A 23881-nucleotide genomic window follows, 5' to 3' on the forward strand; every position below is an offset into this window, starting at 1 on the left:
GCGCTTTGGATTTACGAAACCGAACGCACCGCACCTTGCGGCATATTGGTCGGTTGCAGCTTGAACACGTAGAACACCACCGTCAGCAGCACCAGGAATGCCGGGCCGACGTACAGCGCGACACGGGTGTCCGGGAAGTACGCCATCAGGCCGACCACCAGTACCAGAAACGCCAGCGCCAGATACGAGCTGATCGGGTACAGCCACATCTTGTATTTCAGATTGGCTCGCTCGCTGGCACTCAGACCTTTACGGAATTTGAGCTGCGCCAGCAGGATCATCACCCAGGTCCAGATCGCGCCGAAAGTCGCGATGGCGGTGACCCAGACGAAGACTTTTTCCGGCACCAGATAATTCAGCAGCACGCCCAGCAACAACGCACCGATCGACAACAGCAATGCGCGACGCGGCACCCCGTTGCTCGAGGTCTTGGCGAAACCGGCCGGGGCCTGACCGTTCTGCGCCAGGCTGTAGAGCATGCGCCCGGTGCTGAAGATGCCGCCGTTGCACGACGACAGCGCAGCGGTGATCACCACAAAGTTGATGATGCCAGCAGCGGTTTTGATGCCCAGCCGTTCGAAGGTCATCACGAATGGACTGCCTTGCGTGCCGATTTCATTCCACGGGTAGATCGACAGAATCACGAACAGCGCGCCGACGTAGAACAGCAGAATCCGCCAGAACACCGAGCCGATCGCATTCGGGATGGTCTTCTGCGGGTTTTTCGCTTCACCGGCAGTCAGGCCGATCATCTCGACGCCGAGGTAGGCGAACATGACCATTTGCAGTGACATCAAAACGCCCTGCACGCCATTGGGCATGAAGCCGCCGTGCGCCCACAGGTTGGAAATCCCCAGCGCCACGCCGTCATTGCCGAAACCAAAAGCGATGATGCCGATGCCGCCGATGACCATCGCAATGATCGTGACGATCTTGATCAGCGCGAACCAGAACTCGAATTCACCGAAGGCCTTGACCGCGATCAGGTTGATCGAGCCCATGCTGATCAGCGCCGCCAGCGCCCAGATCCAGCGCGGCACATCGGGGAACCAGACGCCCATGTACACCGCGACGGCAGTGATTTCCGCGACGCAGGTCACCAGCCACAGGAACCAGTAATTCCAGCCGGTGAGGAAGCCTGCCAACGGGCCGAGATAGTCTTGTGCATAACGACTGAACGAGCCGGCGACCGGATTGTGCACGGCCATTTCGCCGAGGGCGCGCATGATCACCAGGATCGCCAGACCGCCGATGATGTACGACAGCATGATCGCCGGGCCGGCCATTTCGATGGCCTTGGCCGAACCGAGAAACAGACCGACACCAATACAGGCGCCGAGCGCCATCAGGCGAATATGCCGTTCGCCGAGTTCGCGTTTGAGCGGGCCGCCTTCAGCGGTCTCGCCATGCGGCAGGTGATTGCCTACGGGCATAGGGTGCAACCTCATCTTGTTATTGGATTGACCACTGAGTGTCGAGGCGTCGGTTGATTGGCCGACACCTCCCGAAACCGCGCCTGCTTCGTGGGCAAACGCGTCTTGCAGAACAAAACCTGCAAGATCAGCGGGGCGTGCAGTATAAAAAGCTTCGGACAGGGTAATTCACTCTATAAACGCCTTGATTCAGCGGCAAATATTGTGATTCACGCTGTTTTCGAGAGAAACCATCCTGCAAGTGTAGGATTTTTCGCTATCGAAACGGCCGGCGAGTATTGCACAGCAATGGTGCAGCGTCATGCCTATGCCTTGGTGGTATTGATCTTGGGATGGCTCTATTCCAAATGTCTTGGCCCACGTGAGGAGGAGATTCCTGTGGCGAGGGAGCTTGCTCCCGCCCGACTGCGAAGCAGTCGCAAAACCTGCGCATGCGGAATTTCAGAAAAACATGACTACCGGATTTGAGCCTGCTGCGCAGTCCAGCGGGAGCAAGCTCCCTCGCCACAAAAGCTGTGTCCGGCAAGATTCTCGGAAAAATCCGACAGCTTTCTCAGGTTCAACTCGGAAGCTCAGCAGCTAGCGTATGAGTGATGAATCCAACGGGACGCAACGGAATGCGCAAACATCTACATTCACATCGACTTCGCCAAGGACGCTACTCCGAATCGGGTCGCGCCTATTTGATCACCGCCGTGGTTTATGAGCGTCGCAGGATCTTCAGTGATTGGCGATTGGGGCGATTACTAGTAGCAGAACTCAGACGAGCCCATGAACAGGGCTGGGTCAACTCGATCGCCTGGGTTGTGATGCCTGATCATTTCCATTGGCTGGTTCAATTGGAAACAATGCGTCTGGATCAGCTGATGCAGGCAGTGAAATCTCGCAGCACACTCGCTATCAACCGAACGTTGAACCGAAAAGGTGCGTTCTGGCAAACCGGCTACCATGACCGGGCTATCCGCGACGGCGAAGACTTGAAGCCGTTCGCCCGTTACATCGTTGCCAACCCACTGCGCGCCGGGTTAGTAGAAAAGATCGGCGACTACCCGCTCTGGGATGCCTGCTGGCTGTGATCCAACCTGTGGCGAGGGAGCTTGCTCCCGCTGGACTGCGCAGCAGGCCGTAGGCTGGTATATGGTTTGTCTGAAACACTGCATGTGCATTTTTGCGACTGCTTCGCAGCCGAGCGGGAGCAAGCTCCCTCGCCACAGGGTGTTCCCATCCAGGAGGAATAACACTGCCTCACAATTTTTTCACCATCGCCAACCACCGTCTAAGCTTCAGACAAGTCCGATCAATCTGCGTGAATGGATCAGTCGACTATGGGCGCGTTATGGCAAACCGATTCGAGTGAAAAAGTGGTTCCGACTGAACGTGTGGATGAAGCGCCTATACCTGAAAAACCCCGCCGTAAACGGCACGGGTGGAAGGCTTTCTGGGTTCTGTTTCTGATTATCGCGATTGTGCTGGGATTGGCCGCGGCCAAGGAAATGCGCACTTCGCGTTTTCAGTCGCGCGAGGCCAGCCAGTACGCTGCCAAGCTCAAATACGAGCTGCAACCCGGCCCCAGCGAGGCGATTCGCTATCCGGGCAACGGGCCGTTCGACTTGCGCCTGGGTTATAGCTCGCTGGATGAGTTCCTGCCGCGGCTGATCAAGCGCAACTATGTGATCACCGAACAAACGCGCTTCTCCCCGGCCCTGCTCAGCTATACCGACAAGGGGCTATTCGTGCCCTATACGGAGAAAATCCAGGCCGGGCTGTCGATCACCGACTGCCGCGCGGCGCCGTTGTATCAGTACAAATATCCGCAACAACTCTATTCGAGTTTCGCCGCGATACCGCCGGTGGTGGTCAGCAGCCTGCTGTTCATCGAAAACCGTTTTCTGCTCGACCCCAAGCAACCCCTGGCCAACCCGGCGGTGGACTGGCCACGCTTCGGCATGGCCGCGTGGTCGCAGGTTGCGAAGGTGCTGCGCCTGCCGGGCCAATCAGCTGGCGGCAGCACCTTGGCAACACAACTGGAAAAATACCGGCACTCGCCAGACGGCCTGACCGTGTCCGGCGCCGAGAAGATCCGCCAGATGATTTCCGCCAGCGTGCGCGCCTATCAGGGCGGGCCGGAAACGTTGCCGGCGCGGCAGAACATCATTCGCGATTACCTCAACAGCGTGCCGCTCTCGGCGGTGCCGGGGCACGGCGAAGTACACGGCATGGCTGAAGGCTTGCGGGTCTGGTATGGCGCGGACTTCAATACGGCCAACGCCACGCTCGCCAGTACCGCGACCGATCCGCAGACCATGGCGGCAAAGGGTCTGGCACTGCGCGAAATGCTTTCGCTGATGATCGCTCAGCGTCGCCCTTCGCATTACCTGAGCAAGGGCCGCGAAGAACTGGTCAACCTCACCGACAGCCATCTGCGCGTGCTCAAACAGAACGGCGTGATCGACGCGGCGCTGGCCGATGCCGCACTCGCGAGCAAGATCAGCTACCGCGACTGGCAGACGCAACCGACCATTCAGCCGATCGAAACCAACAAGGGCATCAGTGCCGCGCGCAGCCGCCTGGCGTCGATGCTCAACCGTCCGCTGTACGACCTCGACCGTCTCGACCTGTCGGCCACCAGCACCCTGCAAGGTGAACTGCAAACCCAGGCCACGGCCTATCTGAAAAAACTCGCAGACCCGACCTACGCCGCCGAAGTCGGCCTGATGGGCGAACGCCTGCTGACCCCCACCAGCACCACTCAGGTGCGCTACAGCTTCACCCTGTTCGAACTGACCCCGGACGGCTCGCGGGTGCGGGTGCAGACCGACAGCACCGACCAGCCATTCGACATCAACGAGGGCAGCAAACTCGAACTCGGCTCCACCGCAAAAATGCGCGTGATGACCACTTACCTGCAGATCATCGCCGAGTTGCACGAAAAGTACGCCGGCATGAGCGTGCCGGAATTGAAGAAAGTCGAGGTGCCGGATCAGGATCGCCTGAGCCGGTGGGTGATCGATTACCTGGTGCAAAACAAGGATCGCAACCTGTCGACACTGCTTGGTGCGGCGCTGGACCGTAAATATTCGGCCAGCCCCGGCGAGGCGTTTTTTACCGGCGGTGGCCTGCACACCTTCAACAACTTTCGCAAAGAGGACAACGGACGTATCCCGACCCTGCGCGACGCGTTGCGCGAGTCGATCAATCTGCCGTTCATTCGCCTGATGCGCGATCTGGTGCGCTACACCACCTACTCCGGCCCCAACAACAGCGCCGAGTTGCTCAAGGACGATCGCGACCCACGGCGTCAGGAATACCTCGCCTCGTTCGCCGACCGCGAGGGCACATCGTTCCTGCTCAAGTTCTGGAAAAAATACCGCAACAAAGATACCCGGGCGCGCCTGGAAACCTTCCTCGACAGCATGCGTCCGACGCCGATCCGCATGGCGGCGGTGCACCGTTATCTATTGCCGGATGCCAGCCAGCAAGACTTCAACACCTTCGTGCGCTCGCATCTCAAGGGCGCCAAGCTGACGGAGAAACTCACCGACGAACGCCTTGAACGGCTTTATCTCGCCTACGGCCCCGGCAGTTTCGATTTGCCTGATCAGGGTTTCATCGCCAAGGTGCATCCGCTGGACCTGTGGCTGATCGGCTACCTGCTCAATCACCCCGACGCGACTTTCAAGGACATCGTCAAGGCCAGCCAGTTCGAGCGTCAGGAAGTCTACAGCTGGCTGTTCAAGAGCAAGCACAAAGGCGCGCGCGACAGCCGCATTCGCACCATGCTTGAAATCCAGGCGTTCCTCGACATTCATCAGCGCTGGCAGCAAGTCGGCTACCCCTTCGATCACCTGGTGCCGTCACTCGCCACCGCCATTGGCAGCTCCGGCGATCGCCCCGCTGCACTTGCCGAGTTGATCGGCACCATTCTCAACGACGGCGTGCGCATGCCGACCCTGCGCATCGACAGCCTGCACTTTGCCGCCGATACACCGTATGAAACGCAGTTGGTCAACGATCCGCATGTGGGCAAACGGGTAATGCCATCGGAAGTGGCCACGGCCATGCGTGAGGCGCTGTCGCAAGTGGTCGACTCAGGCACCGCCAAACGTGTTTCCGGCAGTTTCAAACTGGCCGATGGCAGCCCGCTGATCATGGGCGGAAAAACCGGCACCGGCGATAACCGCATAGAGGCAATCGGCTCCGGCGGGCGGATCCTCAGTTCGAAGTCGATCAACCGCACGGCAACGTTTGTGTTCTACATCGGCGATCACCATTTCGGCACGCTCACCGCGTTCGTGCCGGGGCGCTCGGCGGAGAACTTCAAGTTCACCTCGGCACTGCCAGTGCAGGTACTCAAGGGCATGGCGCCGATTCTGATGCCGTATCTGCAACCCGGCAGCGATTCGCAATGCAATCCTGCGCAAGCCCCCTCAGTTGCGACCGCGAGCTCAGCAAGGCCGGACCAACAATGAACAATCGAGGGTAGTAACTATGTATTTTCAACATTTCAATATTCAATGAATCCTCCGTTAACCCGGCGCTTGAACAGCAGGCTTTTAAACTAATCATTCTGCGCATTGAACGTTAGGCTGATAATTCCTGACTTATTCAAGGCCACAACAATGAGCGCAACATCTATATATAAAGGGCAACATTACGACTTAATTAAATCGCATATTGATCCAGTGTTCAGCGACATGCAGTTGCATCGTGTGCACGCGTTGAAAAACATGCGTCCTGACCGGCAAATATGGATGACGCAGGCGCCGCCCCGTGAGCTGCAACGGCTGTCCGCCGACAATCGTAAAGCCTGGGCCGCGCAGAACAGGATCGACCGTTTGCTCGGGCGTCTCAAGGACGTGTACGCCTTCGCCGAGCCATTGTTGAAAGCCAGACTGCTTGAACGGTTCAATATCGACGTTGACGTAAAGAACACTTATGCACGGCTGTACTCTTCCGCGAAAACCCCGTGGTACGCCATCGATATAAACAAGGGTTCCAAAGCCAGAACCGTGTCGCTGATCGATGCTGCGCTGCACAACTTCGCTAGCGACGAAACTTATCAAGCTTATTCAACTTTCATCAGCAAAACCGATCCCGCCCGAGACTTGTTCGATGTTTCGCCGATCAATAAAAAGATCAGCGTAAGCCAGTTCCAGACCTTGTGCCGGGAACTCGACATTGGCGCACAGTACAAGGCCCATCTCGAGACGCTGTTGCTCGATCGCGAGCCGGTGGCAGAAAACTATTTGCGCACTCGCGTGCAGCAGAGCCAGCAGGCCGCGCTGAAAGCGGCTGCACACATGGCGCAGATCAAAAAAGACATCGGCCACAGTGCCTACGCGCTGATTCGCGAGCTGCTTCTGGGGCGGCAGAACCTGATGCTGGATGGCCAGCCAATGCTGGTCTGCGACCTGGGCATGATGGACCTGACCTTCACCGGCATCCTGATCATTCGCCCGGATCCGGCGCAGCCACAACGCTCGGCGAACATGATCGCCTATGTGCCGCACGACCCCGAACATCCGCTCAAGGAATACCCGTCCACCCTGGATTTCATGAAGGAGTTGAGTCGCCAATTGCGCGCCAACAAAACCCTGCCATCGACCGGCATCAACTACCGGCAGTTCTTCAGCCAATTCGTCGACCATGAACAGCGCGGACACTTTTTTGCCGGGCTTGAACAGCGCCTGACCTACGTCAAATGGTATCCAAAGGAGCCGGCGGACTCGCGCCCGTCATGGCGCGAAACGCCGGTGGAGAAACCGCAACTGCAATTCAGCGCCCCGGCGATCACTACGCCGCTGTGGACGTATCTGTACCAGCAGCGGCTCAACAAGATTCTCAATGACGCCCGCGGCATCGCCGTGTCGACGGCGGATGCCGACAGCAAAGCGCGTTGGGCGTGGTGGGAAAATTTCCTGAAGATCGCCGAGGATATTTTCAATGCGGCGCTGCTGGTACTGACCCCGTTCGTGCCGGGGCTGGGTGAGTTGATGCTGGTCTACACCGCGTTTCAGCTGACCGAAGAGGTGGTCGAGGGCGCAGTTGATCTCGCGCAAGAGCGTTGGACGGAACTGGCGGAGCACGTGGTCGGGGTGGTGACTGACGTGATTCAGCTGGCGGCATTCGGTGCCGGCGCCGCGATCGGCAACGCGTTTCGCCTGAAAATCTCGGCGTTTGTCGAAGGCCTGCAACCGGTGCCGTCGCTCGATAACAAAACCCGGTTGTGGCACCCGGATATCACGCCTTATGCACAAGCGGATCTGGCGCTACCTGACACATCAAAGCCCGACGCCAAGGGTCTGCATCAGTACGCTGGCAAAACCGTGCTGCCACTGGAGGGCAAGCATTACGAGGTGAAATACGACCGCGACAGCGGCCGCCATCGTATTCAGCACCCTTCCCGCCCGCAGGCGTATACACCGCAACTGCGCCACAACGAGCGTGGCGCGTGGGTACATGAGGGGGAGAAACCACAGGATTGGGACGGCCCGGTGCTGATGCGCCGCCTCGGTCACACGGTGGATGCTTATACCGACAACCAATTGGAGGATCTGCGAAGCATCAGCGGGACACCTCACGATTGTCTGCGCAGGATGTACCTCGAAAACGCTGCGCCGCCGCCCTTGCTGGCCGACACTCTGGCGCGCTTCAAGACCTGGGATGAGACGCGCAACCTCAGCCAACTGATTCGTAACGGCCAGCCGCTGGAGCCGACAGCGTACTGGTTCGAACGCATGGTGCCGGACATGCCCGGCTGGCCCGCCGACAAGGCGCTCAAGGTGTTCGAGGATGCCCGATTGAGCGGGGTCTTTCGCAAATACGGTAATCCGCAAGCCAGCGATGCGCAGACGCTGAGCATCAGTCTGGCAGACATTCTGGCCGGCAAACTGCCGCAGCGAATGGTCGAGTTTCTCGACGATGGCGAGATGCACGGGTTGCTCGGCAGCGAGTATCCGCCAGAGCAGCGCGCCCAGGCCTTGCGCAACCAACTGGCGCTCGCCGTCGAAACGCGCACGCCGGAGATCTTCGCCTACCAGAACCGACTCAGGGATCACACCGCTGACGCGCGCGTGCAATTGCTGCAACAGCAGTTCCCGCAGTTGCCCGCGCCAGTCGCCGAAACCTTGCTGACTACCGCATCGCCCGCCGAACAGAAAATCATCCTCGAGCAACAGCGCATACCGCTGCGCATAAGAGATCAGGCGCGCGAAAGCGCGTTTGAAGTCAGCACCGCGCGTGCCAGTGAAGGATTGTATGAGCCGGCGTTGCGGGTGCCTGACTCCGAACGAATGATCCTCAACGCACTACGCTTGCACGCCGACGCTTTCGCCGATTTGCGCATTGAAGTGCGCGACCTGTTTTATGACGGAACATTGCGTTGCAGCGCGGGCAGTGAAGACGCCGCGACGATCCGGGTGCTGGTCAGAGACGAGCGCGGCCGCTATGCGGTGCATGACCGTCAAGACAATCAACTGCATGCGGCCGGTGATTTGTATGAAGCAGTTTTGCTCGCGTTGCCGCAAGGCAAGCGCGTCGCACTGGGCTACCGCCCCGGTCAGGGGCAGTTCTTCAGGCAATGGGTGATCGTCAAGACCGGGACACCGGCCGAGCGCAGGACATTGCTCGCCCGCCCGCCCATTCGTCCGGTGGTACCGCGGCAAACCGAGTTGCTGATGCGCGGCCCGGCGTTTTCCCGGAACGCCCTCACCGTCGAAGACAAAGTCAGGAATCTTTATCCGCATTTGAACAAGGCCGAGGTCTCGGCATTCGGTCGGTCATTGGCAGGCAACGGCGATGCCCATGTACAAATCCAGCGCCTTGAGCAAGAGCTGATGACGCTCAAGCAAAAACTCGCAGACTGGCGCCAGAGCTATCTGAGCGGCTGGGATGCCGAGTATCCCGATCCGCACCGCGCCCGCGCCTGGTGGGACTATCAACATAACGGTGGGCGCTTCGTTGCCGACCGGTTGCTGGCGTGTTTCGAAAGAACCAGTGAAGTGTTCGGCGAACGCAGCATCAGTGCACAACAAGGCTATACCCTCGATCTTTCCACCGAGCTCCTGCGCCCCGATCTTGAACACTGGTGGCGGCAGATACCAGACGGACTCAAACCGTGGATTGATCAAGTCACGACCTTGAACCTCGACCGAGCCTGGTTCTTCCCGGCAGCAGACGGTCTGCTCAGCGACTTTGCGCATCTGCGTCAGTTCAGTGCCCGCGGCTGCGGGCTGACCGAACTGCCGGAAAACGTCGGCAAAATGCGCCTGCTGGAAACCCTGCGGCTCAACGAAAACCAGATTCGACTGACGCCGACGGCCATCGAGCAACTACGCGACATGACGCACATGGAAACCCTGCGACTGGACAATAACCCCCTGGGTGTTGCGCCGAACATCGAGCGCATGCCGCGGCTCAAAGTGCTGAGTCTGATCGACACCGGCATTGATAGCTGGCCTGCGGGACTGTTCAACAAGGCCCGTCCCCGAGGGTTCTTTCTTGACCTCGGGTCGAACCCGATCAGGCACATCCCCGACGTGCCTTTGGGTTCCGACGACGCGTGGCTGATTGCCCGCACCCGCGTACATGCAGAAATGCTCACGGACAGCGTTCGCACTACTTACGAGCAATACCGCGTTTCGGTGGGCATGCCCCCGCGCCTGTCCTACTCGCCAGCCGCCGGTAATTTACTCGAGCGCTGGCCACTGTTCGTCGACACCACGCTCAGCCACGAAACCGTCGGGATCGGCGCTTATCGGCCAGAGGCATGGCACGATTTGGCGCAGGAGCCAGGCTCGGAAGGTTTCTTCCAGGTGCTGGAGGGGCTGACCCGTTCCGTCGACTACGAAGAAGGAGGCAAAGCCAATGATCAACTGACGGACCGGGTCTGGCGCATGATCGGCGCCATGGACATCGATACATCTCTGCGCGAAGAACTGTTGCTGATGTCGACCAACCCTGAAGGCTGCGAAGACGCCGGCGCGCAGCTGTTCAACAACATGGGCGTCAGGGTGCTGGCCTCCGAGGCGCGCCTGTACTCGACCGATCGCGCGGAGCTGGAGCGCAAGCTGGTGACCCTCGCCAAGGGTTCTGCCCGCCTCGGCCAGGTCAGCGAAATCGCGCGCTCGGATATCAAGGCGCGCAGCGGTGATCCGGATGAAGTCGAGGTGCATCTGGCCTACGAAACAGGCCTGGCAAAGCCTCTGGAATTGCCGTGGCAGTCGGAAGACATGAAGTTTCGCCCCACCGCCGGCGTCAGCGACCAGACGATCGACAACGCCATCCAGACCGTGCTCGAGGCTGAGGCCGGCGACGGTCTGGTCAATCAAATGATCGAACAGCCGTTCTGGGAACAGTACCTGTGCAACAACTGGCCAGGCGAGATGGAAGCCAACAAACGCCTGTACATGGACAAGCTCGATCTGCTCGAGGAGCTCAAATCGGCGCAGGCCAAATGGGCACAATCGGCTGCGCTGCCGCCCACTCAACGCTACCTGCGCAAGCAGAGGCTGAGTGAGTTGGCGCAACGCTATCCTATTGCCGAGACAGAGGTTTTCACCGGTGAGGAGATGAGTGTACAAACCTACGAGCGCTTGCTGCGTGAACTGGGTTACAGGGAGAAAGAGCTGCGCAGACAGCTGGCTCGCGCCGGCATCTGACGTCTCGTTCAAGCCGTGCCCCCCGCCCTGAAGATACTTTCAGGGCGGATTTTGAATCACTGGCCCGGCGCCTTGGCGTTGAACAACAGCAATACGTTGCCGTCGTAATCCCCGGCCTTGTAGCCGCCCAGCGGTTTGATCGGGTTGATCTCCAACAACACCCGGGTGCCTGCGGCGGCGTCTTCCCGCGACACCACTTCGCGCGGAACAGTGTCCTGCCCCAACACCACACCGTTGAATTTGACGTGCAGCAAGATCTCCTCGCCCGGCTTGCCGTTGGACAACATTGCGGTGTGATCCAGACGCGCTTCGATCGCACTGGAGTCGTGGCGTACGTCGAAGTATTTGCGCAGCCCGCCCATGGTTCCCGACGGGTAATCCCAGTCGAGGCGCTGTGGGCGATGGATCCAGTCGGCCTCTGCCGGAATCACGTAAAACGGCCGGCTGGGAATGGTCAGCGTGACCTCGAAATCGAGTTCCTCGCGGGCTGCCCAACTCGGCTCCCCGGTCAGAGCGGTGAAAGCCATCAGTGCGGCGACTGCGCATTGCTTGTTCATCATCGATACCTGGCGCGTCATGGGCAGCGGCCTTAGCGGCGCGCCACCTTGAGGTCTTTTTTACTGTCGCCTTCAATCAGCTTGAAGCGATACTCACGGCCCGCCTCTTTATCGAAGGCGAAGGTTTTACCGGCCATGACGTGGTGCTTGGTGGTTGCGCCACAGTCGGTTTCTTTGGTCAATGAACAGCTCTTGAACTCGTCGATCACCAGCACCGTGTTGCCGTTGTTGCGGATTTCGTAGCGCTCTTGCGTGTCGCTGATGGCCGTGTCGAAACGCGCATCCCTGGGCCGTACAAAAAATATGGTGCCGAAGCCGGTCATCACGTTGACCCCGGCCGACAGCGATTTCTTGTACTCCTCACGGTCCTCCTGAGAGACCACGAATTCGTCTTCCTTCTCCGGCACTACCGGCACGAAGCGCACCCGAAAATAGCGTTCGCGGTCACGCTCGCCCATGTACAGCAAGCGCGTGCCCTGCATGCCCTGCGCCGGCACGATCAGCCGTGCCGGACTGGCCATGACGCCATTGCGCGAAGCACCGTCGGCAGCGTTTTGCACCGGGATTTCCTGGGCTTTGCCGTCGGCGTCGTAGACGATCTCCAGCACGTTGATCTTGACGAACGCGGTGCTGTCGCCGCTGTTGAAGACGCGTTTGAGATAGGTGCTCTTGTCACCGTCGAGATAGTCGTACACCGTGCCGACATTGATCTGCGGCCCGGCATTGGCCGCCATGCAAAACACTCCGGACAGCACCAGCAAACACGCACGTGTCATGGTCTTCAACCTCGTGAAAAAGAAACAATGATCCAGCCCGGAGATTCAGACTTCCGAATCGAAAATGATCGTGACGTTGCCCCACAGCGTGCCGTTCATGCCGGGTTTGAGCAGCGACTCAATCCACCGCGAGGGCATCTGAAAACGCAAGTTGCCGGGTTTGCGGTCGACGTAACGTGAGGGTTCGAAAGGCCCAAGCCAGGTGTTGTGCGTCAGCGTGCCGGTCCAGCCGTCGCCGTTACCGGGGCCGACGATGCCTTTGGGCAGGGTCAGCCTGACTTCGAACTTGGAATAACCCACCTGGTTGTTGCCGATATCGCATTCAGAGCCGCCCTGCGAGCTGCAACTCATCATCACCTTGAAGCGCGAAGACGCCGACAGGTAGAACAACTGGTCGCGGTAGATCTCGGTAGGCATGCGCCCACCGTCGATCCAGCGTTGCCAGCCGCCCACGGGTTCCATCGCGACTTTGTCGCCACCGGCTGGCAGGTCGACTTTCAGGGTGTGCTGCACGTCGAGCACAAAGTCCAGGGTCAGGTTGCCGTCATCCGGCACCATCATCGAGCCCATCTGAAAATCGCCATTGGGGCCGATGGTGTAAGAGATCGAGCCGGTGTACAGCCCGGAGGACATGCTCAGCGGATTCGGGGTGCGTAACTCATAGGCGAAGTCGATGGTGTCGAACGACATCCTCGGGATCCGGTAGGCCGTCACTTTGGAACACCAGGTTTCGATGGGCGCCTTCCAGAAAAACCGATAGGTATTCGGCTCGACATACGCGACACCGCTGTACCGGCAGGGCTCGGGCGCATACACCCAAGTGTTGCTGGTCCAGAGTTTTCGATGCGCTTCAACAGGTACCGACGCCCCTCCCACGAGACTGGCGGCCGACTGGCCGAGATCATATTTGGAACCGATACCCGTAATGCGTACCTCTACGGTCTCTTCTTCACGGGTGTCTTGATTGATCACGGTCAATCGCCGCCAATTCGCCGGCACCTTCAACGCCACAGTGTCATCAGACGTACCCGGGACGATCTCGCGGCTGGAGTGAAAGCGGATCGGTAATTGAATGCTGAACATCCCGAGGCTGGTGCACTCAGCCGGATTGATCGTGCAATAGCCGCTATTGGGCGTCTGGTTGACGAATACGTTCTTGTTCGGTTGCGAGGGATCCGGCTGAAACAGAGCGCGGATCTCCTGATTGAAAGCCTGCGCCGCCGGCATGCTCAGTAGCGCAAACAAGCCCAGACAAAAGCTCAACTTCTTCATGCTCAACCCGCCTTCAGATCGGTAAAGGTCGCATCCGCCAGGGTGTCCGGCGTGCAGCGCAGATCCCCGATCATCAACACGTTGTTTTCGCTGCGGTGCTGATTCGCGTCGAGGCGGAACTGGCACAGCAAACGGTTATCCTGGCGCACCTCAAGGGTCGGCGAGCCGGCGTTCATTTCCATCGAGAAGAAGCCGTCGACCTCGGTCACCCCGCGACTGGCGTGATTGATTACGTGGTGGCCTTTGAGCGGCTGGCCCTGCTCGTTGACCAGCCGACCAAGCACGGTCAGGGTTTTCATCACGCGGATCTTGCGATAATCGACGCCGCCCTTGTTCAGGTGATAGCGCGTGCGCGCCGGTTCGATGGTGGCTGCCGGCACATGATTGCCCTCGAAATCGAAGCTCACCGAGCTGTTCTGATACGCGGTGATCGGGATGAAATTGCGCCCCGGTTTCAACGCGGCGGTGCCACCACTGAAGTCGTCGGCGCGCAGGGCGATGCCGTCGATATCCGACTCGACATCGACGATCATCCCGGCGCCGCGCATCTCGTACTGGCTGGTCATGAGCATCTGCTGGCCGCCAACCACCAGCGTGCTGTCGAGGTTGAGGCCGCCGGTGAGATTGCCGTTATAGGACGAACGCTGGACGAAGCCGTCGCCATTGATCGCGTCGGTGCGAAAGTTCGCCAGGCTGGACATGCCCAGGCCATAAGTGTCGGTGAGCGCCGTCACCGAGACGTTTTGCAGGACGTGATCCTTGAAATCCTTGCGCCAGCCGAGCGAAGCATTGTTGTCACGCCCGCCATCGCGGTCGGTACGCGAGCCGATGCTGCCGGTGAGTTGCTGACCGGGTGCGCCCAACGCGAGGTTGATGCTCAGATCGACCCCGCGATTGCGTGCATCGCCACTGCTGTAACTGCCCGGCCGGTCGAACAGCGACAGACGCCAGTTGGCGTCGCTGCCGAATAATTGCGTGCGTTGGGTCCAGCCCAGATCGACGCCCATACCTTCAACATTGCCCTCGCTGTGCGAGACGCGAGCGTTGAGCGAATTCTTGCTGTTGATCCGGTGATTGAGCGCCAGCGATGAATTGCTGGTTTCGCCGATGAACACATTGCGCTGACGGATCCGTGTGCCGTCGGGCAGGGTTTCATATTGGTCGGTGGTGTCGAGCCAGCTGCGGTTGTGGCTGATCACCAGACTGCCGGAACCGTAGTTGTACAGGCTCTGCAAATCCAGGCCGGTGCCGTGGTCCTCGGTTTTATAGACGTTGGCATACAGGCTGATTTGGTTGGCCAGCGTCCAGTCGATGGACGTGCCGTATTGCAGTTTTTCGCGAATCTGCCGCGCCGATAATCCGAGGATGACTCGCGGGTGCATCAGGTAATTCAGTGACGCACCAGCGGTGGCGCTGCCGCTGGCCTGTTGATCCCAGTTGCTCAGCAGTTTCTGTTCTTCGCCGGCGAACAGGTTGTAGCGCCAGCGTTCGTCGAGGTTGCGCCAGTTGTTGGGCTTGTACACCAGCTCCTGGGTCGACGAGGTGATCTGCCCATCCTCGATCAAACGCACTTCGACTTCATAGATGCCGCCGGGCAACGGGCGGGTGTCGAGGGTCTGCAAACCGGCGGGTACTGACTGGGTATTGATCAACAGCCCATCGCGCCAGATCTCCACCGAGCCCTGGCGGTTGGACGTGACATAGATTGGATAAACGCTGGGCATCGCGTTGTTGATCGCCAGACTGTCGGAGCTGCCGTACATCACGCCGACGGCGGTGTCGGGGCTGGTGCCGAACGTGCGCGGCTGGCGCGTCAGCCCTTCGGAATTGGGCGTGAAATAGCCCAGACGCAAGAAATTGCCTTGCAGTTCGCGCTGGGTATAAAGCTCATGGATGGCGTGGTAGAGCTTGTCGTCCGGGCCGCCGAGACGGGCCATCTGCATGTTGAAGGTCTGGCTCCAGTTGCCGAGGCTGCCGCTGGCTTCCAGACCGAAGCGCCCGCCCAGATCCTGATCCTGACCGCCATTCAGATTGAGTTGATTGCGCACCATCAGGCCGCTGCTGCCGCCAATCGGCTGGTCGTGGTAACGCTTGATTTCGAGGTCGCGTTCGGCGTTCTCGGTCAGAATCGAAAGCAGTGAGTTTTGCAGGTTGTAATGCACCGCCAATACCTGATCCGGGCATGCACCGCTGCACGCTCCGAGCGGCACGCCGGGCTTGAGATAGGCCGCCCATTTTTCACGCTCGGCGGGGGTGAAGCGGTTTTCACTGGTATCGGTAAATTCGAGCAGGGTGACGCGGTCGTCACGCGACAACACCACCATGGCTTCACCCAGCATTTGCTGGTCGAGTTCGACCCGCACGGCCAGCGGCACGTCGAAGAAGTGCTCCTCGAAATCCGCCGGCAAACCTTTGGCCTGCGCCAACAGACTGCGCGGTGTGGTGCCGGCGGGTTCGGAAGCTGCCGCTGCGCTGGCACAAAACAACAGCGCAAGCGCAGCCGCGATGGATGTCATCGGGAACATGAACTCTTACTCTGATTTACAAACACGTTGAAATCCGGCGGAACAGACGGGGAAGATATGTTCCGCCGGGGAACGCCACTTGTTTAAGTTGACGTTTAACGCCTGCTCAATCGATCAAGGCGTCACGGCATCAAAGATCATTGCCACCGAACCGGTGTAATCGCCCGGTTTAAAAGAACTGCCCAGCGCCTTGATGTTTAAAGGTGCGCGGTAGTTCACATCGGAGTCGGCCTCATCCACCACCAGTTTCGGTGTCAGGTCCAGTACCTTGTTGTTGAACGAAACTTGCAGGTCGATGGATTCAGAACCCGCGATCAGTTTCGGCAGGCTTTCCAGGCTGGCGTGAACCGAACCATTGTTATTGCGCACATCGAAGAAGCCGTTGACTTCGCGCAGCTTGCCAGTGGTCGGCTGAAAGCTCATGTCCTGGTCCTTGTTGACCAGATCCGGGTCGGTCGGCACTACGTAGAAACCGTCGGTAGGTACGTGCGCGACGAGGCTGATGGAGTGACGGGCTTCACCGGCAGCGAAGACCATGGACGAACTCAGAGCCAGAACAGCCAGGGACGCAGGGATTGCAGTTTTCTTGAACATCGGTCAGTACCTGTGTGCTTTTTTTGGGATCGAAACATTGAAGTTCAAGTAACGCTTGCCGATACCGGCCGAGATACTCGCAAGTTCAACGCCGGGGCATGATCGACTGTTCTCTTCGGAATGTAAGCAGGCAACTTCCCACGAAGTTGTAGTTCAACAGCCTCGCGACTGGAAAGAAAAAACACTGAAAACCGAGAATATCAAAATACGACTGTAATACTTGGACTACGCACAGTTTTCGCTAAAAAACATTACACCAATCCGAACTTTGCCAACCGGCACTTTCATTACTTTTTAGAATATAAACTCAATATTAATAGAGTCATAGCTTTAACTTTCCGGTTATTTTAAATCCATCAAATAAAACTTATGCCGCGAGGATTGCCGTGGGCCGGAGCTCGGCGGCCGCTCGTCGGCTGTCCGGCAAAAACGCCTTGCACAACGCAAAAGATATATCTTAAGTTGTATCTAAACACGACGAGAGAAGACAGAAAATGAGAGACCATCATTCCCCCCACAGAGAACACGGCGATGGCCGTGATGGCTTTGAAAAGCGCCCGGGCCGCGAGCGCGGCGGTCGCGGTCCACGGGTATTCGCCCCCGGTGATCTGAAATTGCTGCTGCTGGCGCTGATCGCCGAACAGCCGTGCCACGGCTACGACCTGATCCGCCAGATCGAAGGCATGTTCGACGGCGCCTACAGCCCCAGCCCCGGCGTGATTTACCCGACCCTGACCTTTCTGGAAGAAAGCGAAATGATCTCGGGCGACGCCGAGGGCGGCAAAAAACGCTATGCCGTGACTGACGCCGGTCGCCAGTCCCTCAGCGAACAAGCCGTGGCCCTCGACGGCGTACGCATGCGCATCGATGTGAGCAAGCGCTCATTGCGCGGCCACGACCGGCCGCCGGAAATCCACGAAGCGGTGCACAACTTGCGCCACGCCCTGCAAATGCACCACGGACGCTGGAGCGCCGAAGAAATCCTGCGTGTGCGTGATCTGCTCAACGACACCGCCAAAGCCATCGTCGACGGCCCCGCCGTACAACCTGCCCCGGAGCAAGCCGAATGACCGCAGTCGATACCCAAACCATTCACCGTGTGATGCACGAAATCAAACGCCGCCGGCTCGAAGTGTTGCGCGTGGTTGATCTGACGCCGCGCATGCGCCGCATCACTTTGGGCGGGCCTGAGTTGGCCGGATTCATCAGCCTCGGCACTGACGATCACGTCAAACTGCTGTTTCCGCAGAACGCCGAGCAATCCGCTGCGCTGGAGAATCTGGTGCTCGGCGCTGGCAAGACTGACGCGCCAATGCCCGAGATGCGCGACTACACCCCGCGCCGCTATGACCTCGACACACTTGAGCTGGATATCGATTTCGTTCTGCACGGCGATGGCCCTGCTTCGACCTGGGCCGAGCAAGCCAGACCCGGACAATTTCTGCACATCGGCGGGCCGCGCGGCTCGATGATCGTGCCGGATATCTTCGACAGCTATCTGCTGATCGGCGACGAAACCGCCCTGCCCGCCATCGCGCGCCGTCTCGAAGGTCTGGCGTCCAATCGCAAGGCGCTGGTGGTAATCGAAGTGGCGAACGGCGGTGAGCAGCAAGTGCTGGAGAGTGCGGCGCAGGTCAATGTGATCTGGGTGCTGCGCGATGGCGGCAAGGACAATCTGCTGGCCACTGTGAAGCAGTTGCAAGTGCCCAAGGGCAATCTGTATGCGTGGGTGGCGACCGAGAGCAAGGTCTCGCGGCAGATCCGCCGGGTGCTGCTGGATGAGCATGGGCTGGATGAGCAATTGGTCAAAGCCGCAGGCTACTGGCGCGCTGAAGGCAGTTCCGAAGAAGAGTAATTCCCCCTGTGGCGAGGGGATTTATCCCCGTTGGGCTGCGAAGCGGCCCCCTGCGATCTATCTGACATACCGAGTGCCCAGGTGTTGGGGCGGCTTCGCCACCCAACGGGGATAAATCCCCTCGCCACAAGGGCCGATCCATTCAATCTCGGGGGGTGCGCCAGCGGTCGAGGCCGATGACGATCAGTGCAATCAGCACAAACCCCACCAATATCCCCCCGGCATTGATAAACACCTGTGGATAACCCAACACCGCCACATCAATGAACGGATACGCATACGCCCCGAGCAAATGCCCGCGCAGCAGCGCATACGCGAAGTACACCAGCGGATAAATCAGCCACAGCGGCAGGTGCTTCAAGCGCAACGTGCCTTTCGGTACGCAAAACCACCAATACACCAGAAACAGCAGCGGCATCACATCGTGAAGTAATTCGTCGGCGATAAACTGCCAGCCTTCCGGGTGCCACAAATGTCGCAGCAAAAGGCTGTACGCAAGGCCGACCACGGTGATGCTCACGGCAATCCCGCTACTCACCCATGGCTGCAAAAACCAGCGCCGCGCAGCCGAATCACGATCCGTCACTGCACAAGTCAGCACCACCGCCACCAGCGTGTTGGTCAACACCGTGAAGTAGCTGAAAAAACTCACCAGCCCGCCCAACAGACTGGCGTCGACACTCAATCGAGCGAAGAAAATCAGATACAGCTGAATGCTCAGCCCCGCCCAACCAAGCGTGGCGGCCGAGGTAATCAGACGTCGCCGCAATACGGCGGTCATCTCAGAGCGGGCGCTTGGTGCGCATCAGCTTCACGTACAGACGCTCGACCTTCTCCCGCGCCCACGGGGTCTTGCGCAAAAAGGTCAGGCTCGACTTGATGCTCGGATCGCTCTTGAAGCAACGGATGTCGACACGCTCGGCCAGCCCCGACCATTCGTAGTGAGTCACGAGTGCATTGAGGATCTGTTCGAGGGTTACGCCGTGCAGCGGATCGGGGTTGTGGTCGTTCATGCCAGGCCTTTGGGCGAATTGAAACTGCAGAAGCCGCGCACCTTAGCCGAGGGCATCGGCAGGTGGAAGGCCTAGCGTTAAATGTAGGTCAACCGACGAAGATCGCAGCCTTGCGCGGGACCCGCAATGCGCTGTATTGCCGCACTGTTACAGAATCCGAAAGGCTGCATGTCTGCAAAAGCGCTTTGTCTTTTTGTTACAGATCATTATCCTGCCGGCCTTCTGCTGAATCGCTTCATTGCCTGCGACAAATCGTAGCGGCCAGCCCATCCCCAAAAAAAGATCAAGAAAGACCTATTTATGCCCGATTTTCCGCTTTTCCGAGACAGCGCTATCTCAACCTTGCGCGTGATCGGCGGCTGCACCGCCCTTGGCCTCGCCACCTGCGCGCAAGCCGCACCGGCCTTCGACAGTGAATCACCGTGGATGCTCGGTGACTGGAATGGCACGCGCAGCGAACTCTCGGCAAAAGGCATCGACTTCAAGCTCGATTACACCGGCGAAATGGGCAGCAATCTGCACGGCGGCTATGACCACGACCGCACGGCGCGTTACAGCGATCAATGGGGTCTGGGCACGCATCTGGACCTGCAAAAACTCCTCGGCTGGAGCGATGCAGAGTTTCAACTGACCGTGACCAAACGCAGCGGCAACAACATCAGCAACGACCGCATCAATGACCCGCGCGTCGGTGGCTTCACCTCGGCCCAGGAAGTCTGGGGCCGTGGCCAGACCACGCGCCTGACGCAGATGTGGTATCAGCAGAAATTCCTCGACCAGAAGCTCGACATCAAAGTCGGCCGTTTTGGCGAAGGCGAAGACTTCAATACCTTCCCGTGCGATTTCCAGAACCTTGCATTCTGCGGCTCGCAGGTCGGCAACTGGGTCGGCGGCATCTGGTACAACTGGCCGGTCAGCCAATGGGCAATGCGCGTCAAATATCACCTGACGCCGGAGCTGTACGCACAGGTCGGCGCGTATGAGCAGAACCCGTCGAACCTCGATCGCGGCAACGGCTTCAAGCTCAGCGGCAGCGGCACCCAGGGCGCAATTCTGCCGATCGAGCTGGTGTGGACGCCGAAACTCAACGGCCTGCCGGGCGAATACCGCGCCGGCTACTACTACAGCAATGCCAAGGCAAGCGACGCCTATAAAGACCGCAACGGTCAGCCGGCGGCCCTGAGCGGCGAAGCCTACCGCAGCGCTTCGAGCAAGCACGGCGTGTGGCTCGGCGTGCAGCAGCAGATCACCAGCGTTGCCAGCGATAACTCGCGTGGTTTGAGCGTGTTCGCCAACGGCACGATGCACGACAAGAAGACCAACGCCATCGACAACTACGTGCAGGCCGGTATCACCTACAAAGGCCCGTTCGATGCCCGCACCAAAGACGACATCGGCTTCGCCCTGGCCCGCGTGCACGTCAACCCGGCCTTCCGCAAAAACGCCGAAGCGACCAATCAGGCCCGCGCTGTTTACGACTACGACGATCCCTCGTTCCTGCCGCCGCAAGACACCGAATACAGCGCCGAACTCTATTACGGCGTGCACGTCACCAATTGGCTGACGGTGCGCCCGAACCTGCAATACATCCGCCATCCGGGTGGCGTGGACAAAGTCGATGACGCGCTGATCGGCGGGATCAAGATCCAGTCTTCGTTCTAAAGATTTCGTTAGCTACACAAGTTTTATCTGAACCATGCCCGCGCCGGATCGTCATCTACAGTGACTACAGCGCGGGACTACTTGAAACGTCACGGAGAACCACACTATGAGCACTGAAGGTGCTTCGAGTCGAAGCCGTCTTCTGCCGAACCTGCTCGGCATTCTGCTTCTGCTAATGGGCCTGGCCATGCTGGCCGGGGGGATCAAGCTGAGCATGCTCGGCGGCTCGCTGTATTACCTGCTGGCCGGTATCGGCATTGCGCTGACCGGCATTCTGTTACTGATGCGCCGTCGTGCCGCGCTGGGCCTGTACGCCGTGGTGCTGTTCGCCAGCACCGTGTGGGCCTTGTGGGAAGTGGGTCTGGATTGGTGGCAACTGGTGCCGCGTCTGGCCCTGTGGTTCGCCCTCGGCGTGGTGATGCTGCTGCCGTGGTTCCGCCGTCCGCTGCTGATCAATGGCCCTGCGCCAATGGGCACCGGCGCTTTGAGCGTGGCTGTGGTTCTGGCCGGCGCCACTGCACTGGCAAGCCAGTTCACCCATCCGGGTGAAACCTTTGGCGAGCTGGGTCGCGACACTGCCGACACCACCAGCGCCGCGCCGCAAATGCCCGACGGCGACTGGCAGGCCTATGGCCGTACCGAATTCGGTGACCGCTACTCGCCACTGAAGCAGATCACCCCGGCCAACGTCGGCAAGCTGCAAGAAGCCTGGCGCATCCAGACTGGCGACCTGCCGACGGCCGATGATCCGGTCGAGCTGACCAACGAAAACACCCCGCTCAAAGCCAACGGCATGCTCTACGCCTGCACGGCTCACAGCAAAGTGCTGGCGCTGGATCCGGACACCGGCAAAGAACTGTGGCGCTTCGACCCACAGATCAAGAGCCCGGTCGGCTTCAAAGGCTTCGCTCACATGACCTGCCGTGGCGTGTCGTACTACGACGAAGCCGCTTACGCGAAAACTGAAAACGCAGCGTCCGCCGTGATCTCCGAGGCTGGCAAAGGCGTCGCTCAAGCTTGCCCGCGTCGTCTGTACCTGCCGACCGCCGATGCACGCCTGATCGCCCTGAACGCCGACACCGGCAAAATCTGCGAAGGCTTCGGCACCAACGGTGTGGTTGACCTGACCCAAGGCATCGGCCCGTTCACCCCGGGTGGCTACTACTCCACCTCGCCAGCCGCGATCACTCGTGATCTGGTGATCATGGGCGGCCACGTTACCGATAACGAATCGACTAACGAGCCGTCCGGCGTGATCCGCGCCTACGACGTGCGCGACGGTCATCTGGTATGGAACTGGGACAGCAACAACCCGGACGCCACCGAACCGTTGGCCCCGGGCCAGACCTACAGCCGCAACTCGGCGAACATGTGGTCGCTGGCCAGTGTCGATGAAAAACTCGGCATGGTTTATCTGCCACTGGGCAACCAGACGCCAGACCAATGGGGCGCTGACCGCACCCCGGGCGCCGAGAAATTCAGCGCCGGCCTGGTCGCGCTGGACCTCGCTACCGGTAAAGTGCGCTGGAACTACCAGTTCACCCACCACGACCTGTGGGACATGGACGTCGGCAGCCAGCCTACCCTGCTGGACATGAAAACCGCCGACGGCATCAAACCTGCGCTGATCGCTCCGACCAAACAGGGCAGCCTGTATGTGCTGGACCGTCGTGACGGCACGCCGATCATTCCGATCAAGGAAATCCCGGTTCCGCAAGGCGCCGTGAAAGGCGACCGCACCGCACCGACCCAGGCCCGTTCGGACCTCAACCTGCTGGCCCCGGAACTGACCGAAAAAGCCATGTGGGGCGCGAGCCCGTTCGACCAGATGATGTGCCGCATCCAGTTCAAGGAGCTGCGCTACGAAGGTCAGTACACCCCTCCGTCGGAACAGGGCAGCCTGATCTATCCGGGTAACGTCGGCGTCTTCAACTGGGGCGGCGTGTCGGTCGATCCGGTTCGCCAGATGCTGTTCACCAGCCCGAACTACATGGCCTTCGTCTCGAAAATGGTGCCGCGCGAAAAAGTCGCCGCCGGCAGCAAACGCGAAAGCGAAACCGCTGGCGTGCAACCCAACACCGGGGCGCCTTACGCGGTGATCATGCACCCGTTCATGTCGCCAATCGGCGTACCGTGCCAGGCCCCGGCCTGGGGCTACGTGGCCGGTATCGACCTGACCACCGGGAAAGTCGTGTGGAAACGTAAAAACGGCACCACCCGCGACAGCTCGCCAATCCCGATCGGCATGAACCTTGGCGTGCCAAGCATGGGCGGCTCGATCGTGACTGCCGGCGGCGTCGGCTTCCTCAGCGGCACGCTTGACCAATACCTGCGTGCCTACGACGTCAACAACGGCGCAGAGCTGTGGAAAGCTCGCCTGCCGGCTGGCGGCCAGGCGACCCCGATGACCTACACCGGCAAGGACGGCAAGCAATACGTGCTGCTCGTTGTCGGCGGTCACGGCTCGCTGGGCACCAAAATGGGTGACTATGTGATTGCGTACAAACTGCCGGAATAAGCTTTAGCGGTGGTAAA

At 59.6% G+C, this 23881-nt stretch carries 16 protein-coding genes; 8 read left to right on the top strand and 8 right to left on the bottom strand.

The annotated features are described in order from the left end of the window. Positions 1–11 precede the first annotated feature (11 nt). Positions 12–1433 (bottom strand): amino acid permease, encoded by a 1422-nt coding sequence (locus ACOI8A_RS07915; RefSeq protein ID WP_420650609.1) that lies wholly within the window; start codon positions 1431–1433, stop codon positions 12–14. A gap of 57 nt (positions 1434–1490) precedes the next feature. Here ACOI8A_RS07915 and ACOI8A_RS07920 point away from each other — a divergent pair, with 57 nt between their 5' ends. From ACOI8A_RS07920 to ACOI8A_RS07935, 4 genes are all read left to right on the top strand, one after another. Next, a complete protein-coding gene (locus tag ACOI8A_RS07920) occupies positions 1491–1901 on the top strand; it encodes a hypothetical protein (protein WP_420650608.1) in 411 nt (136 codons plus the stop codon). A gap of 149 nt (positions 1902–2050) precedes the next feature. After that, on the top strand, positions 2051–2509 hold the full coding sequence (locus ACOI8A_RS07925) for an REP-associated tyrosine transposase (RefSeq protein WP_420650607.1): 459 nt from the start codon (positions 2051–2053) through the stop codon (positions 2507–2509). 249 nt (positions 2510–2758) lie between these two features. Further along, positions 2759–5902, top strand: a complete 3144-nt coding sequence (locus tag ACOI8A_RS07930; RefSeq protein WP_420650606.1) for a transglycosylase domain-containing protein — start codon at positions 2759–2761, stop codon at positions 5900–5902. 225 nt (positions 5903–6127) lie between these two features. Then, positions 6128–11092: an NEL-type E3 ubiquitin ligase domain-containing protein gene (locus tag ACOI8A_RS07935; protein ID WP_420650605.1), complete on the top strand. Its 4965-nt coding sequence runs from the start codon at positions 6128–6130 to the stop codon at positions 11090–11092. Positions 11093–11148: 56 nt separating this feature from the next. On the opposite strand, the gene ACOI8A_RS07940 is transcribed toward ACOI8A_RS07935, so the two are convergent. The 5 genes from ACOI8A_RS07940 to ACOI8A_RS07960 all read right to left on the bottom strand — a co-directional run bounded on the left by ACOI8A_RS07940 (position 11149) and on the right by ACOI8A_RS07960 (position 16816). Further along, positions 11149–11670 (bottom strand): fimbrial assembly protein, encoded by a 522-nt coding sequence (locus ACOI8A_RS07940; RefSeq protein ID WP_420651212.1) that lies wholly within the window; start codon positions 11668–11670, stop codon positions 11149–11151. Between the two features lie 11 nt (positions 11671–11681). Beyond that, a complete protein-coding gene (locus ACOI8A_RS07945; protein WP_420650603.1) occupies positions 11682–12425 on the bottom strand; it encodes a molecular chaperone in 744 nt (247 codons plus the stop codon). Positions 12426–12470: 45 nt separating this feature from the next. Then, positions 12471–13697: a hypothetical protein gene (locus ACOI8A_RS07950; protein ID WP_420650602.1), complete on the bottom strand. Its 1227-nt coding sequence runs from the start codon at positions 13695–13697 to the stop codon at positions 12471–12473. 2 nt (positions 13698–13699) lie between these two features. Continuing rightward, positions 13700–16222, bottom strand: coding sequence for a CS1-pili formation C-terminal domain-containing protein (locus ACOI8A_RS07955; protein ID WP_420650601.1), 2523 nt, complete (start codon positions 16220–16222; stop codon positions 13700–13702). A gap of 114 nt (positions 16223–16336) precedes the next feature. Beyond that, complete coding sequence (locus tag ACOI8A_RS07960; RefSeq protein ID WP_420650600.1) at positions 16337–16816, bottom strand: CS1 type fimbrial major subunit; 480 nt, start codon at positions 16814–16816, stop codon at positions 16337–16339. 494 nt (positions 16817–17310) lie between these two features. Between ACOI8A_RS07960 and ACOI8A_RS07965 the strand changes: the two genes are divergently transcribed. Then, the gene (locus ACOI8A_RS07965; RefSeq protein ID WP_420650599.1) at positions 17311–17886 is read left to right on the top strand and encodes a PadR family transcriptional regulator; all 576 of its coding nucleotides are present in this window, start codon (positions 17311–17313) and stop codon (positions 17884–17886) included. Continuing rightward, the gene (locus ACOI8A_RS07970; RefSeq protein WP_420650598.1) at positions 17883–18671 is read left to right on the top strand and encodes a siderophore-interacting protein; all 789 of its coding nucleotides are present in this window, start codon (positions 17883–17885) and stop codon (positions 18669–18671) included. The genes ACOI8A_RS07965 and ACOI8A_RS07970 overlap by 4 nt, the downstream gene beginning before the upstream one ends. A gap of 142 nt (positions 18672–18813) precedes the next feature. On the opposite strand, the gene ACOI8A_RS07975 is transcribed toward ACOI8A_RS07970, so the two are convergent. Beyond that, complete coding sequence (locus ACOI8A_RS07975; protein WP_420650597.1) at positions 18814–19452, bottom strand: Pr6Pr family membrane protein; 639 nt, start codon at positions 19450–19452, stop codon at positions 18814–18816. Position 19453: 1 nt separating this feature from the next. Further along, positions 19454–19684, bottom strand: coding sequence for a VF530 family DNA-binding protein (locus ACOI8A_RS07980; RefSeq protein WP_420650596.1), 231 nt, complete (start codon positions 19682–19684; stop codon positions 19454–19456). 300 nt (positions 19685–19984) lie between these two features. On the opposite strand from ACOI8A_RS07980, the gene ACOI8A_RS07985 reads away from it, so the two are divergent. Next, positions 19985–21346: a carbohydrate porin gene (locus ACOI8A_RS07985; RefSeq protein ID WP_420650595.1), complete on the top strand. Its 1362-nt coding sequence runs from the start codon at positions 19985–19987 to the stop codon at positions 21344–21346. Positions 21347–21452: 106 nt separating this feature from the next. After that, positions 21453–23864: a glucose/quinate/shikimate family membrane-bound PQQ-dependent dehydrogenase gene (locus ACOI8A_RS07990; RefSeq protein WP_420650594.1), complete on the top strand. Its 2412-nt coding sequence runs from the start codon at positions 21453–21455 to the stop codon at positions 23862–23864. Positions 23865–23881 lie beyond the last annotated feature (17 nt).

It is taken from the genome of Pseudomonas sp. P4795 (genome assembly GCF_048822895.1).
In the GTDB taxonomy this organism is placed as follows: Bacteria; Pseudomonadota; Gammaproteobacteria; order Pseudomonadales; family Pseudomonadaceae; genus Aquipseudomonas.